The following is a 15,354-nucleotide window of genomic DNA, read 5'->3' as shown; positions in this document are numbered from 1 at the left end:
ATATAAGTTTGAAAAGGAGATGATTGCATGGAAGTTTATTTAGATAACAGTGCAACTACAAAACCGTTTAAAGAAGTTGTAGACGAAGTGGTTGTAGCATTGACGGAAGAATTTGAAAATCCATCTGCTGCATATAATAAAGGATTAATTGTAGAAAAAAAGATAAAAAAAATAAGAAGAAATATTGCGAATACATTAGGTGTTGAAGAGAAGACAATAGTGTTCACTTCTGGAGGAACAGAAGGAAACAATGCTATAATAAGAGGTGTAGCACATGCCAATAAGAAAAGGAAAAATCATATAATTACATCAGCTATAGAGCACCCTGCTGTATTGAAAACAGTGAGGGACTTGGAGGATGAAGGCTTTGAAATTACGGTTTTAGGCGTGGATGACAAAGGCTACATAGATTTGAAAGAGTTGAAAAACGCAATCACCGACAAGACTTGTCTAGTGAGTATAATGTATGTGAACAATGAAATAGGGTGTGTACAGCCAATAAAAGAAATTGGAGATATAATATCTAATTATAATGGAGAAGTCTTATTTCACGTAGATGCGGTACAAGGATATGCAAAAGTCAATTTTAAACTTAGTGAAATGAATGTTGATTTTTTGAGTGTAAGTGGCCATAAAATACACGCGCCAAAAGGTGTAGGATTTATGTATATTAAAGATGTAAATAAGTTCAAACCGTTTATGACAGGTGGAGGACAAGAGTACAGCTTGAGAGCCGGCACGGAAAATGTAGCAGGGATATATGGAATAGGAAAAGCAGTAGAAATACTATTTGAAGATATAGATAAGAATATTGAATCGATAAGAGAAAAAAGAAATTATCTTTATAAAAAAATAGTAGAGAATATATCTAATATTAAAGTTAATTCTGATATAGAAAATGGAGTATGCCATGTGTTAAATATTTCTTTTGAAGGCGTAAAAGGAGAAGTGCTACTTCATTATTTAGAAGAAGATGGAATCTATGTGTCAACAGGTTCAGCGTGTTCTTCAAAGAAAAAGGGAAGCTCAGTGCTAAATGCTATAAATTTGAGTCCAGATTTGGCAGATGGAGCAGTGAGATTTAGCCTAAGCGAAATGAACACTTTTGAAGAGCTTGATTATGCTGTAGAAAAGCTAAAACAGCATATTGAAATGATTAGAATTTTTTCAAAAAAGAAGAGATAATTATAGAAGGGTAGAAATATAAATGTATAACGTTTTAATAGCTAAGTACGGAGAGATAGGAGTTAAGGGAAAAAATAGATATATATTTGAGAACAAATTGATAAAAAACATTAGAACTATGTTAAAATCAATTGGTGAGTTTAATGTTTATAAGGAATACGGAAGAATATATATAGATGTAGATGATACTAATTATAAGCAAGTAATAGAAGAAGTTAGAAAAGTATTTGGAATAGTAGGTGTGTCAGCTGCTGTAAAAAGAGAAAAAGATTATGATATATTAAAAGAAACAGCTCTATATGTTCTTAAACACAAGATTGATGAGGGTAAAAAGAGTTTTAAAATAGCATCAAAAAGAGGTGACAAAAGTTTTAAAATGACATCTCAAGAAATGAGCATTGATATCGGTGGATATGTGCTTAAAAACATAAATAATCCAGAAGTTAAAGTAGATGTAAAAAATCCTGATGTAGTAATTACATGTGAGTATAGAAATGAACACACATTGGTGTATTCAGATTCTGTGGCAGGATTTGGAGGTCTTCCACTAGGAACAAATGGAAAAGCTATGACACTATTATCTGGAGGTATTGATAGTCCTGTAGCAACGTGGATGGTGGCTAAAAGAGGTGTAGATGTGGAGGCAGTACATTTTCACTCTTATCCGTTTACAAATATGAGATCACAAGAAAAAGTGAAAGAACTTGCAAAGATACTATCAAAATATTGTGGACCTATAAAGCTTCATATGGTAAATATACTAGATATTCAAAAAGAAATAGCACAAAAGTGTAATGATGAAGAAACTACTATATTATCGAGAAGGTTTATGATGAGAATTGCAGAAAAAATAGGAGAATCTAGATATTGTGATGCTTTGATAACAGGGGAGAGCATCGGACAAGTGGCTTCTCAAACTATGCAGGGAATTGTATGCACTAATGATTCTGTAAAAATGCCTGTATTTAGGCCTTTGATTGCAGAAGATAAAATAGATATTATTAAGACTGCTGAAAAAATTGGTACGTATGAAACATCTATAATACCAGAGACAGATTGTTGTGCTTTATTTTCTCCTAAAAAGCCTGTTACAAAGCCAAGGTTAGAGAAGATAGAAAAATCAGAGTCTAAATTAGATGTGGATGCTTTGATCGAAAAAGCAATAGAAGAATCTGTTATGGAAGTGATTTCTTACTAAAAAAATAGATTTGATGTGGTTTATTTATTTTAAGTAAATCGAATAAAAATGTGAATAATATTCAAAAGCTGGGTATACATAAGGACAGATGTATCGGTGCCAATTAATGATTATGCAAATTTTATTTTCATGAAGCAAAGTTTATGTATATAGAGTAATTCACATTTATTAGTGATGGCTTTATTGCCTGTGGAGGAAAAAATATATATGAATAGTAATGTAAAAGATATTGCATTGATATTTGAAGGTGGGGGGATGAGAGCATCTTTTTCATCTGGAATATCAAATGTGTTGGTAGAAAATGAAATATTTTTTGATTATGCGGCGGGTATTTCAGCAGGTGCTGGTACAGTAGTAAATTATTTATCCAGAGATATAGAGAGAACAAGGAAGTCTTTTGTTGATCTTGCGGATGATCCTAATATGGGAGGATGGGCGAGTTTTTTAAAAGGCAACGGATTTTTTAATTCAGAGTATATATATGAGAGATCTTCACTACCAGGAGAGTGCTTGGAACTCGACTTTGAGAAACTAATGAAAAATCCAGCTAACTTTAGAATGGTAGCGTATGATGCGATTAATGGTCAAGCCAAGAATTTCTCAAAAAAGGATGTATTTCAAATAAGGGATTTAATGAAGATTGTAAGAGCCTCTTCGTCGTTGCCAATACTTATGCCACCTACAGAAATAAATGGAAATATTTATTATGATGGAGGTCTTACAGGAGGCATACCACTAGATATAGCGATAAAAGATGGATATAAAAAGTTTTTTATAGTCAGAACGAGAGAAAAATCTTATAGAAAAAAGCCTATGAAATACAAAAAAATAATAAAGGCAAGATTTAAAAAATATCCAAAAGTTGCTAAAGCTATGATAAATAGACATTATGTATATAATTTTATATGCGAGCAAATTGAAAGATTAGAAGCTGAAAATTTAGCTTATGTTGTATATCCTGAAGATATGAGCATAAGTAACATGGAAGGCGATAAGAAAAAATTGGATGAAATGTACTCTCAAGGTTATAGAATAGGTAATAAAGATTTAGATCGTTGGAAAGAATTTGTATTTAATAATAAGTAATACATAATAAAATTATAAAGTTAATATTATGTTGTGCGATGAAAGTAGTAACATTTTATTTTTTTTAAAAAGAACTATTATGAGTACTGACTCTATAGTTCTTTTTTAGAGGTGAAAATATGAATGAAAAATTAATGCAGATGTTAGAGGAAATGACTAAAAAATCTAAACTGGATGAATCAATGATGCAACAAATTAATGAATATTTGTCTGGAAAAAGAAAAAAGTTTGATATTGATTATGCAATATTTAACGAAATGAGTGAATTTAAGAAAAAAGTTTTGATGGCATGTTTTGAAATTGAATATGGACAGACAAAAACATACGCACAAATAGCAGAAGAGATAGGCAATCCAAAAGGATATAGAGCCGTTGGAAATGCCTTAAATAAGAATGAGTATCCTATTATAATTCCATGCCATAGAGTGGTTGGAACTGATAAAAAAATGCATGGATATGCTGGAGGTATCGAGTTAAAAAAAGAACTATTACGCCTTGAATCAAAAAAATAGTTTACAGATACCTATATTTGCACTTATAATAGAAAGATATGCGAATAGAAAGGAAATTATATGGAAGTTATAAAATTTAGTGATTTACAGATCGATGAAAGAATAAAAAGAGCAATAGAGGAATTGGGATATGAACAGCCATCTCCAATACAAGCACAGTCTATACCAACTATTATAGAAGGAAAAGACGTAATAGGGCAAGCGCAGACAGGAACGGGAAAAACAGCTGCGTTTAGTATACCTTTATTACAAAAGTTGGATCCACAAGATAGAAGCTTACAGGCTATTATATTGTGTCCTACAAGAGAATTGGCAATACAAGTATCGGAAGAAGTGAGAAAGCTTGCAAAGTATATGCAGGGAATAAAGACATTACCAGTATATGGTGGACAGCCAATAGATAGACAGATAAGAGCGTTAAAAGGAGGAGTGCAGGTAGTAATTGGTACTCCAGGAAGAGTAATTGACCACATAAACAGAAAAACTTTAAAGTTGAATAACGTAAAAATGGTAGTTCTAGATGAAGCAGATGAAATGCTTGATATGGGATTTAGAGAAGATATTGAGACTATAGTTAGTAATGTACCAGAAGAAAGACAAACTACATTTTTCTCTGCAACAATGCCAAAAGCAATTTTAGAACTAACTAAAAAATATCAGAATGATCCTGTTCATATTAAAGTAGTAAGAAAAGAACTTACAGTATCAAATATAAAGCAATTTTATATCGAAACTAGATTTTCAAATAGATTAGAAGTATTAACTAGATTAATAGATGTTTATAATCCAAAGCTAACTGTTGTATTTACAAACACTAAAAAGGGTGCGGATGAATTAGTATCTAACCTACAGGCAAGAGGATATGGAGCGGATTCTCTACACGGGGATTTAAAGCAAGTACAAAGAGATATTGTAATGGATAAATTTAGATCTGGTACTATAGATATTCTTGTTGCTACAGATGTGGCTGCAAGAGGTATAGATATTGATGATGTAGAATGTGTAATAAACTATGAATTACCACAAGATGAAGAATATTACGTTCATAGAATAGGAAGAACTGGACGTGCTGGAAGAGATGGAATTGCTTTTTCATTTGTATTCGGAAGAGAAATGAGAAAGTTAAAAGACATTGAAAGATTTACAAAGTCTAAAGTTCTAAAGCACACAATACCTACAGTAGATGATGTAGAACAAAAGAAAGTAGGTCAATTCTTTGAAACTGTAAAGGCAACTCTTGAAGAAGGTAATTTCTCAAGACAGTTACAGTGGGTTGAAGATTTTTGCAATCAAGAAGATTTTTCTATAATTGACATTTGTGCTGCCATTGTAAAAAAAACATTAGGAGACGAAGAAAAAGAAGAAATTAAAGAAGAAAAATCAGGAGATAACAGAAGAAAAAATAAGGGAACTAAATCATTTGAGACTAGTAGATTATTTTTTAACGTAGGAAGAAATCAAAGAGTGGAAGCAAAAGACATATTTGGAGCTATAGTTGGTGAATCTGGAGTTAAAGGAAAGCACATTGGAAATATTGATGTATATGACAAATACTCATTTGTAGATGTAGATAAAGACAAAGCGAAGACTGTTATTGATAGAATGATGAATGCAAAGATAAAAGGTAATAAACTTAATATCGAAAAAGCAAATAAAAAAGCTCGTAAAAAAAATAAGAAGTAAAAAAATAGACTATAAAAGCCTTAAATCAAATTGATTCAGGGCTTTTTTTATATTTAGAATTTGTATTTAAAATATTGAAGTCAAAGTTTTATTATATAAAAAAATCCATTGAGATAAATTTATTATAAATTCTCAATGGATTTTTATTTATTTTCATTATTTAGTTATCTGTTTCTATTAGTGGTATATCCGTTATTAACGCCAGTATTACCAGTGTATCCGTTATTAGCACCAGCGTTGCCAGTATATCCGCCATTAACGCCAGTATTACCAGTATTAGTAGTACCGCTATTGCCCGTAGTACCAGTATTACCTGTAGTATTACGATTAGTAGTAGTTGCTGGTTTAGTAGTTCGTGTAATAGGAGCAGGTGTATAGCTATATCTATCTGGAGCTGTTCCATCTATAAATGCAGCTAGAACTCCATATGAGCTACGTCCACCATCAACTGAGTTAATAGTCGTCATATATACGCCATCCGGCTTAGTGAAAGTCTTGTATTCTAGACTTTGGTGTACTCTGTTCATTATTCTACCCCAAAGCTTAGAAGATACCATAGATCCTCCACCTTCTATTCTACGTCTTGCCATTGTAGTGCCATCTTCATTCTTGACACCAGCATCATCACCTATGTAAGTAGAACCAACATAATAAGGTGTATAGCCGACAAACCAAGTATCTAAATAGTTATTAGTTGATCCTGTTTTACCTGCTACTGGTATTCCAGAACTCAATGAAGCGTTCTTACCGATACCTTCATTTACAACCGCCTTTAGCATGTCAGTGACTACATATGCTACATCAGGATCTACAACTTTATGAGTTTTAGGAGTATTTTTTACAATTAGCTCTCCGTTATAAGTTGTAATTGTTGTAAATATTTCAGGTTCTACATAAACACCACCATTTGCTAGAGCTCCGAAAGCAGAAGCCATTTGAAGTGGGCTAATACCCTTCGTAAGACCACCAAGAACTAATGAGTTGAAGTGTCTATCACTTCTCTTCATACCAGCTTTATTTTCTTCCTTGAAGTCAAGTAAAGTGGTAATTCCAAAGTTTCTAAGATAATCCATCATTACATCTATAGAATCATCGTAAGTCGGTCCAAGAAGCTCTGCAGTCTTGTATGCTATAGTATTAGATGAAAGTGCCATAGCATGCCTCAAACTCATTGATCCTTGACCTGTTGTAGTAGTATCAGGGTTGTCTGCTGTGTTTTCTTTAAATCTGTATCCACCTCGCACATCTGATATAGAAGTAGATTGTGTTACTTTTCTTGTATCAATAGCAGGAGTGTATACAGACAGAGGTTTTATAGTCGAACCGGGCTGGTAAGGAGTGATCGCGCGGTTAAGCGTTCTTTTAGCCTTTATATTACGTCCACCTATCAATCCCTTTATATTTCCTGTTCTATAATCTATTATTACAGATGCAGACTGAGGTTGACTCAATCCGTTTGCAGCAATAGTATCATTAGGGAAGTTTGAGCTGTTTTCATATTCTATCTCTATAGATTCCTGTATTTTAGGATCTATTGTAGAATTTATAATCAAACCACCGTTATAATACATTTTTTTAGCTTCTTCTTCTGTCTTTCCTTGCTCCATTAATGAAGTTACCACGTCCATTTCAATTAGGCTTTCTACTGAATTTGTTATTTCATCTTTAGAGTCTGGTAATTTTACGTCTATTTTTTCATTTAAAGCTGCAACATATTGTTTTTCAGTGATTACATTTAAGTCTCTCATTTTTTTCAGTACAACCTCTTGTCTTACCTTTGCATTTGGGTTAGAAATGGCCTTTCTGACAAGAAGATCCCCACTCTTTAGTTGCTTATATGTATCATCATCTACTAAATCCCACTCAGCTAGCTTTTCATACATATCTTTTTCTACGCTGTTTGCAGCCTCCAATTTTTCTGTCGGAATGAAGAATAAAAGTTTGTGATCTAAATCTGACTTAGTCTCATCTCCAGTTATTCTTGCTGTAGTGTATGGAGCATATCTTGCAGGATTTCTCGTTACACCGGCTAATATAGCCGCTTCACCTAAAGTCAAGTCTTTGGCATGTTTGTTAAAGTATCCCATAGATCCAGCTTCAACACCAAATAAATTTTTACCAACAAAGTAGTTGTTTAAGTATGTTTCTAATATTTTATCCTTATTCACGGTTTTACTCATTTCCAGTGCATAATAAATATCTTTTATTTTACGACTCATAGTTTGATCACTACTTGTAAGTAGTATTTTAGATACCTGCATAGGAATCGTACTACCACCTTGTCTTTGGCCTAGAAGAGTCTTAACAACAGAACGTCCAAGTCCCCAATAATCGACACCACTATGAGAGTAGAAACGCTCATCTTCTATAGAGACGATAGCCTTTCTTAGATACGGTGACATATCACTCAGAGGAACGGGTGTCTTTTTAAATCCACTCGGTGCCGTTGACATTGTTTCACCATTTGAATATTTTATTGTAGTAGTTTGATGTGTCAATTTATCTAATAATGCTTCATTTACTGGTTTAACATCTTTTAAAGAGGCAAATACAAAGCCCAATCCTATGGCAAAGCATACGATCATAAAAGCTATTATACCACCTATTATTTTTTTCTTTTTTTTGCTTCTTAGTTTTTTCTGCAACGCTTTAGAACCACTTCTAACTTTAGAATTATTTTTATCTTTATTTTTTCTATTTACTTGAATAGAATTATTGTTTGCGTTATCGTTTCTGTTAGTTTTAGAGTTGCTTGATGCTGAAGATCCGACAGCTCTAACTTTTGACGAAGGGTTCTCGGATGTAGAAGTTTTTCTTGAAGAAGAGCCACTTGGCCTAGTATTGCTAGCACTTGAATTTTTTTGCCTCTCTGATGGCAAAGTCATTCTTTTATTGTCAGGTCTAGAACTAGACTTTTGATTAGAAGTTTGTGTAGTTGCTCTTTTATTAGAGTTGACCTTTTTTCTTCTTATCTTACTCTTGTCTTCAGTTTTTCCTTTTTTCATAGATTCTAACCTCCTCACTAATTAATAATTATACTTTATATGTGTTTATATTACAACAATATACTTGAATAATTTACTAATTAATAATATGATTATAGGTAGAAAAGAAGACAATTATTATTAAATAAAGGAGTAAATTAATGTTAGTCGTAGATAGAGTAAGTCATGGATTTGGAGCAAGAACAATATTAGAAAATGTTTCGTTTAGAATTAGAAAAGGTGAGCATATTGCACTTGTTGGACCTAATGGAGAAGGAAAATCAAGCTTTTTAAATATAATAACTGCAAAGCTTATGCCTGATGCAGGGGATATAAAATGGTCAAACAGAGTAACTGTAGGATATTTAGATCAGCATACAGTATTGGAAAAGGGAAAGACTATTAGAGAGGTTCTTAGAGATGCATTTAAGCATATGTATGAACTAGAAAAAGAAATGTTAGATATTTACAATAAGATGGGGGATGCCACAGAAGAAGAAATGGGGAAATATCTAGAAGATACAGCAGATATACAGACAATGTTAGACCACAGTGGATTTTATATGATAGATGCAAAAATTCAGGAAGTTGCAAATGGTTTAGGTCTAGGTGAAATTGGACTTGACAAGGATGTATCTGACCTATCAGGTGGCCAAAGAACAAAAGTGCTGCTGACTAAACTGCTATTAGAAAACCCAACAATATTGGTTTTAGATGAGCCTACAAACTTTTTAGATGAGGAACATATTATTTGGCTTACTAGATATCTTCAAGAATATAGTAATGCATTTGTGCTTGTATCACATGATATAGATTTTATAAATAACACTTGTAACGTAATATATCACTTAGAAAATGGAGAATTGAATAGATATAAAGGAAATTATGACGAATTTGAAAGAAGAAATGAAATTAAAAAACGTCAAGAAGAACAAGCTTATGAAAAACAAGTAGAAGAAAGAAAAAAATTAGAGGATTTTATAGCAAGAAATAAGGCCAGAGTAGCAACAAGAGGAATGGCAAATTCTAGACAGAAGAAATTGGACAAGATGGAAATATTAGAAAGACCTCGTGAAAAAGTTAAGCCGAGTTTTTCATTTAATAGTGGGAAAGCGTCTGGAAAACTAATTTTTGAAACTAATAATTTAGTACTTGGATATGGTGAGCCACTTACAAAACCTCTTAATTTTAGAATGGAAAGAGGCATGAAAATTGCTCTAAAGGGTATGAATGGAATTGGTAAATCAACTCTTTTAAAGACTCTTTTAGGAATTACAAAGCCATACAAAGGTGATGTAAGACTAGGTGACTATTTGGAAATAGGATATTTTGAGCAGGAAAGTTCTCATGAAAATACAAAAACCGCATTAGATGAAGTGTGGAGCGAGTTTCCAGGTTTAGATAATATAGATATTAGAAGGGCGCTTGCGAAGAGTGGTCTGACAAATGATCATATTACTAGTCAAATGAGAGTTTTATCAGGAGGAGAAGCAGCTAAAGTAAGATTATGCAAAATAATGATGAAAGATATAAACTTTTTAGTACTTGATGAGCCTACAAATCACTTAGACGTAGATGCAAAAGAAGAATTAAAAAAAGCAGTTAAAGAATTTAAAGGGACCGTGTTATTAGTAAGCCATGAGCCTGAATTTTATAACGATATTGTAGATGATGTATGGAATATAGAAGACTTTACAACAAAAATAGTTTAAATATATTACATAAAATAAAACTAAATAAAATTTATATAAAAAAACTAAGTAAAATTGATATAAAAAAAGGAACTTGTTAAATTAAACAAGTTCCTTTTTTATAATATGAATCATTTATAACATGAAAATATAAATTATATATAATTTATTATACGAATAAAAAATATTTATTTTTCTATATCCCATTCATCAAACCATGTATCATCTAGCTGAGAAAGTAACTCTGTATACTTACTTTCATTTGCTATTTGAAGTTCTGCTTTTTTCTTGTAAGTGTTTACTGAAGCAGCACTCTTTTTAACAGGTTGTATCGTACCAGTACCAGCGACACATCCTCCAGGACAAGCCATTCCTTCAAGAAGGTATCCATTTCTTTTACCTGCCTTTGCAAGTAAAAGCATATTTCTACATTCTTTAAGACCATCTGCTTTATCTATAGGAATTTCCATATCTGGATTAGATTTCTTAATTAAGTCAACAACTGCATTTGCAACTCCTCCAGAAACTGCAAACCCTCTTCCGGCTCCCGTTCCATAGTTGACTTTTTCAGTAGATGCTGGTTCAATTTCTTCTAAGTTGATACCTTTAGCTTCAAACATACCCATTACTTCTTCATAAGTAAGAACGAAATCAACGTGGCTCTTTACTGATTTTCTTGTTGCTTCTAGTTTTTTAGAAACACAAGGTCCAATAAACACTACCTTAGTGTCTGGATATCTTCTCTTAATAAATCTAGCAGTAAATACCATTGGTGTCATTGCCATAGAGATATTATCTCTGAATTCAGGGAATAACTTTTTAGCCATTACTGACCAAGAAGGGCAGCACGATGTAGCCATGAAATCAAGTTTTTCAGGAACATTTGTCATAAAGTCTTCTGCTTCTTCAATTGTACATAAATCCGCACCTATAGCAACTTCAACAACATCGAAGAAACCTAATTCAAGCAGTGCAGCTCTTAATTTTTCTGGTGTAACCTTTGGTCCGAATTGTCCAATAAAAGCAGGTGCTATTTCTGCAATAACTTTTTCTCCAGATTTCATTTCATTAATCAATTGGAATATTTGTGATTTATCAGCGATTGCTCCAAATGGACATGAAGAAATACAGACACCACATGAAACGCATTTATCGTAATCGATAGAAGCTCTTCCATACTTGTCTGAAGTAATTGCATCCATTCCACAAGATTTTGCACAAGGTCTTTCTAGCTTTGTAATAGCAGAATATGGACATACTGATTGGCATCTTCCGCATTTAATACATTTTTCTTGATCTATAAAAGATTTCCCATCTACCATTGAAATAGCATCCTTAGGACAGACTTCTATACAAGGTCTTGCTAGACATCCTCTACATATATCAGTAGTTTTATAAACATTGTCAGGACATGAATTACATGCAAACTTGATTATATTTACAAAAGGTGCTTTGTATATTGTATTTTTTACAGAACCTTCATCAATATCAGTGTACAATGGAGCATGCTCAGAAACCTTTCTCAAAGGCATACCCATTGCTAATCTAACTCTTTCACCAACAATTGCTCTTTCTAAGAAAATACTTTCTCTATGAGAAGCGATTTCACCTGGTATTATGTTATATGGAATTTCTTCTAACTTATTATAGTTATCATCTCCATCGTAAGCAAATCTTGCAACTTCCGTGAATACATCTCTACGAACTTTAGCAATAGCGGTAAAAATACCCTTTAAACTCATTAATTTTACCTCCGAATATTATTTATATTTTAGTCGTATAAAGTATACCATATAAATGTGTAAAAATAAACAATATTAACCAGTTTATTTATGGAAAAAACAATATTATATTAAGTGATAATCAAGTAAAATTTATTAAAAAAGCAATACTGTCAAGACTATAAATATTTTAAAAATAGTAAAATCTTTCGAATTTGTTAAAAATTAAGTAAACTGTAGTTATCTTTTATAAAATAATAGCATTATTAAAAATATTTGAGTTTTAGATAAGGGATCAAGAAAGTGAAATTATAAAGTTAATATAGAATTAACATTAATTTAATTTTTTTTACATTTAATTAATTAGTGTTTAACATTTATAAAATATAATTTTAAGTGACAGTAAAATTATTATAAGAGTGCGTAGTTTAGTATTAAAGGGAACTCATAGGAGGAGAAAATGTTAAACAAAAAAATTGGTATACTAGCCTTGGCTGTTGTACTTACTACTTCTGTATTAGTAGGATGTTCTAAGAAAAATAATGATGATTCTGGAAATGAAATAAAGGGAAATATAACTTCGGTAGGATCATCTGCATTATTGCCACTTGCTGAATCCGCTGGAAAAGAGTTTTCAAAGATACATCCAGATGTGATTGTTAATGTTCAAGGTGGAGGTTCTGGTCAAGGACTAAGTCAAATAATAGCCGGAACTGTAGAAGTTGGAAATTCTGATATATTTATAGAAGAAAAAAACATAACAAATAATGAAATTAAAGACAATAAAGTAGCTGTTGTAGGAGTAGGTCCTGTTATAAATAAAAATATAAAAATAGACAACATTACTGGACAGCAGTTAAAAGATATATTTACAGGAAAAATAAAAAATTGGAAAGAAGTTGGGGGACCAGATTTAAATATTGTACTTATAAATAGAGCAGAAGGGTCTGGAACGAGAAGCACATTTGAAAAATTTGGACTAGGTGGAGTAAAATCCGCTAAAGCACAGGAACAAGATAATTCAGGTTCAGTTCAAAAAATTGTTGCTCAGACTCCCGGAGCTATAAGTTATTTATCTTTCTCATATTTTAATGACACTATTAAAGCTTTGAAAATAGACGGAGTGGAGCCCAATGCTGAAAGCGTTGGAAAAAATGATTGGAAGATATGGTCTTATGAACATATGTATACTAGAAAAGATGCTAATAGAGCTACAATAGAATTCATTGAATTTGTAAGAAGTGATGAAGTTCAGAAAAATGTAGTTGCTGAATTAGGGTATATACCAATAAATGTGATGAAAGTTGAAAGAAATGCACAAGGAGAAATTACAGAACTTAAATAGATAATATATTTCGCAAAAAACTGTGACTAAGTATTTTGTCATAGTTTTTTATGTGTGGGAGGTAAAAATGGGTAAACTAGCGGAGAAATTTAATTTAAAAAACAAAGCTTCTCTTGAAAAAAGAGGAAAAAGAATAACATTAATATGTACTCTATTGATGTTGTTGATAGTTGTAACTATAATAGCTATGGTTACGGTGAAGGGGATGTCTACTTTTGTAGTCAACAAAGTTTCAATAGGAGAATTTTTATTTAAATCGGATTGGCAACCTACTTCAGTCGATCAAAATGGTAGACCACTAGTTGGAGCTTTACCTATGATTTTAGGTTCATTTGCGGTGACATTTTTATCAATATTGTTTTCTACTCCATTTGCTATAGGAGCAGCTATATATATGGTTGAAATATCACCTGAAATTGGTAAAAAATACCTTCAACCAATTATTGAACTTTTAGTGGGAATACCTTCAGTAGTATATGGTATGATTGGTCTGACAGTAGTAGTTCCTATTGTTAGGGATATATTTGGTGGTACGGGATTTGGAATACTTTCAGGTACAATAGTACTTACAATTATGGTACTTCCAACTATAACATCTCTAAGTATAGATGCAATAGCATCTGTAGATAATAGCCAGAGAGAAGCTTCACTAGGTCTCGGAGCGACTAGATGGCAGACAATATATAAAGTTGTAATTAGAGCAGCACTTCCAGGTGTACTAACAGCTATAGTATTGGGAATGGCTAGAGCGTTTGGTGAGGCGTTGGCGGTTCAAATGGTTATAGGTAATACAAGTATAATACCAGAATCACTTACTACTCCAGCAAGTACGCTTACAAGTATATTGACTATGAGTATGGGTAACACTATACCAGGACAATTAGAAAATAACGTATTATGGACTTTAGCACTTATATTGATGTTGATGTCATTATTCTTTATAGCTTTGATTCACATGATTGGAAGGGAGAAAAAGGATGATTAGTATAGTTTTAAATAACACTTTTTATAAAATAGATAGATGTTTAGAAGAATTGGGGGGTGGATGTTAAATGTCGCCAAAGCGAGCCGATAAAATAGCAACAGGAGTAATATATGGTATAGTTGGAATTATATGTGCAATTTTATTGTTTATAATAGCTCATGTATTAATAAAAGGACTACCTAGCATTTCATTAGGATTTCTAACAAAACCAGCAGAATCTTTTCAAGCAGGTGGAGGTATAGGACCCCAGATATTTAACTCACTATACTTACTTGTAATAACATTAGTGATCAGTATTCCAATTTCTTTGGGTTCAGCGATATATTTAACCGAATATGCACCTAAAAACAAATTGACAAGCGCGGTAAAAACTTCAGTTGAAGTACTGAGTTCACTTCCTTCAATAGTAGTTGGTTTATTTGGTTTTTTACTATTTGTAATATATTTTGGTTGGAGTTTCTCGATATTATCAGGTGCTTTAACTCTTACTATATTTAATCTTCCAACATTGGTAAGAGTAATGCAACAGTCACTAGCTAGTGTTCCGGATTCACAAAGAGAAGGAACTCTTGCACTAGGCCTTACAAGATGGGAATGCAGTAAATATATTTTGATTCCTTCAGCATTACCAGGAATAATAACAGGTGTAATTCTTTGTGCGGGAAGAATATTTGGTGAAGCAGCTGCTCTAATATACACTGCAGGTCAGAGTGCTCCAGCACTGGATTTCACATCTTTAGATATAACTTCTCCAAGCAATCCATGGAACTTGATGAGACCAGCTGAGACATTGGCTGTACATATATGGAAAGTAAATAGTGAAGGAATAACACCAGATGCAGTTGATATTTCAAACGGATCAGCAGCAGTCTTAATAATAGCAATACTAATATTTAATATATTAGCTAGATATCTTGGAAAAGTACTATACAAAAAGATGACAGGTGGAGCATCTAAATAATAA

11 protein-coding genes are annotated in these 15,354 nt (G+C 32.3%); 9 read left to right on the top strand and 2 right to left on the bottom strand.

Annotated features, from left to right (window positions below; genetic code table 11):
* The first annotated feature begins 27 nt into the window (after positions 1-27).
* The 5 genes from C0982_RS01110 to C0982_RS01090 all read left to right on the top strand — a co-directional run bounded on the left by C0982_RS01110 (position 28) and on the right by C0982_RS01090 (position 5,664).
* On the top strand, positions 28-1,185 hold the full coding sequence (locus C0982_RS01110; protein WP_101772411.1) for a cysteine desulfurase family protein: 1,158 nt from the start codon (positions 28-30) through the stop codon (positions 1,183-1,185).
* Positions 1,186-1,207: 22 nt separating this feature from the next.
* A complete protein-coding gene (gene thiI / locus C0982_RS01105) occupies positions 1,208-2,383 on the top strand; it encodes a tRNA uracil 4-sulfurtransferase ThiI (RefSeq protein ID WP_101772410.1) in 1,176 nt (391 codons plus the stop codon).
* 207 nt (positions 2,384-2,590) lie between these two features.
* Positions 2,591-3,469 carry a patatin-like phospholipase family protein gene (locus C0982_RS01100; RefSeq protein WP_101772409.1) on the top strand — a complete coding sequence of 293 codons (879 nt, stop codon included), beginning with the start codon at positions 2,591-2,593 and terminating at the stop codon, positions 3,467-3,469.
* Positions 3,470-3,588: 119 nt separating this feature from the next.
* Positions 3,589-3,981 carry a methylated-DNA--[protein]-cysteine S-methyltransferase gene (locus tag C0982_RS01095; protein WP_101772408.1) on the top strand — a complete coding sequence of 131 codons (393 nt, stop codon included), beginning with the start codon at positions 3,589-3,591 and terminating at the stop codon, positions 3,979-3,981.
* 60 nt (positions 3,982-4,041) lie between these two features.
* Positions 4,042-5,664 (top strand): DEAD/DEAH box helicase, encoded by a 1,623-nt coding sequence (locus C0982_RS01090; protein ID WP_101772407.1) that lies wholly within the window; start codon positions 4,042-4,044, stop codon positions 5,662-5,664.
* A 164-nt stretch (positions 5,665-5,828) separates the two neighbouring features.
* Here the strand turns inward: C0982_RS01090 and C0982_RS01080 are convergent, their stop codons facing one another.
* Positions 5,829-8,669, bottom strand: coding sequence for a transglycosylase domain-containing protein (locus C0982_RS01080; RefSeq protein ID WP_180946835.1), 2,841 nt, complete (start codon positions 8,667-8,669; stop codon positions 5,829-5,831).
* A gap of 140 nt (positions 8,670-8,809) precedes the next feature.
* Here C0982_RS01080 and C0982_RS01075 point away from each other — a divergent pair, with 140 nt between their 5' ends.
* Complete coding sequence (locus C0982_RS01075; RefSeq protein ID WP_101772406.1) at positions 8,810-10,360, top strand: ABC-F family ATP-binding cassette domain-containing protein; 1,551 nt, start codon at positions 8,810-8,812, stop codon at positions 10,358-10,360.
* A gap of 167 nt (positions 10,361-10,527) precedes the next feature.
* Here the strand turns inward: C0982_RS01075 and C0982_RS01070 are convergent, their stop codons facing one another.
* Positions 10,528-12,081 (bottom strand): 4Fe-4S dicluster domain-containing protein, encoded by a 1,554-nt coding sequence (locus tag C0982_RS01070; protein ID WP_101772405.1) that lies wholly within the window; start codon positions 12,079-12,081, stop codon positions 10,528-10,530.
* A 439-nt stretch (positions 12,082-12,520) separates the two neighbouring features.
* Between C0982_RS01070 and C0982_RS01065 the strand changes: the two genes are divergently transcribed.
* The 3 genes from C0982_RS01065 to pstA all read left to right on the top strand — a co-directional run bounded on the left by C0982_RS01065 (position 12,521) and on the right by pstA (position 15,351).
* Positions 12,521-13,405, top strand: coding sequence for a phosphate ABC transporter substrate-binding protein PstS family protein (locus C0982_RS01065; RefSeq protein WP_101772404.1), 885 nt, complete (start codon positions 12,521-12,523; stop codon positions 13,403-13,405).
* 67 nt (positions 13,406-13,472) lie between these two features.
* Positions 13,473-14,390 (top strand): phosphate ABC transporter permease subunit PstC, encoded by a 918-nt coding sequence (gene pstC / locus C0982_RS01060; protein WP_101772403.1) that lies wholly within the window; start codon positions 13,473-13,475, stop codon positions 14,388-14,390.
* A 67-nt stretch (positions 14,391-14,457) separates the two neighbouring features.
* Positions 14,458-15,351: a phosphate ABC transporter permease PstA gene (gene pstA / locus C0982_RS01055; protein ID WP_101772402.1), complete on the top strand. Its 894-nt coding sequence runs from the start codon at positions 14,458-14,460 to the stop codon at positions 15,349-15,351.
* Positions 15,352-15,354 lie beyond the last annotated feature (3 nt).

Source organism: Peptostreptococcus faecalis (assembly GCF_900240845.1).
GTDB classification, from domain to species: Bacteria; Bacillota; Clostridia; order Peptostreptococcales; family Peptostreptococcaceae; genus Peptostreptococcus; species Peptostreptococcus faecalis.
Note: the sequence above shows the minus strand (reverse complement) of the source record. Positions and strands in the feature narration are given on the sequence as shown.

Excerpts from the sequence above, each read along its gene's own strand:
- C0982_RS01090 (WP_101772407.1), top strand. The coding sequence starts at position 4,042 with ATGGAAGTTATAAAATTTAGTGATTTACAGATCGATGAAAGAATAAAA.
- pstC (WP_101772403.1), top strand. The coding sequence starts at position 13,473 with ATGGGTAAACTAGCGGAGAAATTTAATTTAAAAAACAAAGCTTCTCTT.
- thiI (WP_101772410.1), top strand. The coding sequence starts at position 1,208 with ATGTATAACGTTTTAATAGCTAAGTACGGAGAGATAGGAGTTAAGGGA.
- C0982_RS01095 (WP_101772408.1), top strand. The coding sequence starts at position 3,589 with ATGAATGAAAAATTAATGCAGATGTTAGAGGAAATGACTAAAAAATCT.
- C0982_RS01080 (WP_180946835.1), bottom strand. The coding sequence starts at position 8,669 with ATGAAAAAAGGAAAAACTGAAGACAAGAGTAAGATAAGAAGAAAAAAG.
- C0982_RS01065 (WP_101772404.1), top strand. The coding sequence starts at position 12,521 with ATGTTAAACAAAAAAATTGGTATACTAGCCTTGGCTGTTGTACTTACT.
- C0982_RS01070 (WP_101772405.1), bottom strand. The coding sequence starts at position 12,081 with ATGAGTTTAAAGGGTATTTTTACCGCTATTGCTAAAGTTCGTAGAGAT.
- C0982_RS01075 (WP_101772406.1), top strand. The coding sequence starts at position 8,810 with ATGTTAGTCGTAGATAGAGTAAGTCATGGATTTGGAGCAAGAACAATA.
- pstA (WP_101772402.1), top strand. The coding sequence starts at position 14,458 with ATGTCGCCAAAGCGAGCCGATAAAATAGCAACAGGAGTAATATATGGT.
- C0982_RS01100 (WP_101772409.1), top strand. The coding sequence starts at position 2,591 with ATGAATAGTAATGTAAAAGATATTGCATTGATATTTGAAGGTGGGGGG.
- C0982_RS01110 (WP_101772411.1), top strand. The coding sequence starts at position 28 with ATGGAAGTTTATTTAGATAACAGTGCAACTACAAAACCGTTTAAAGAA.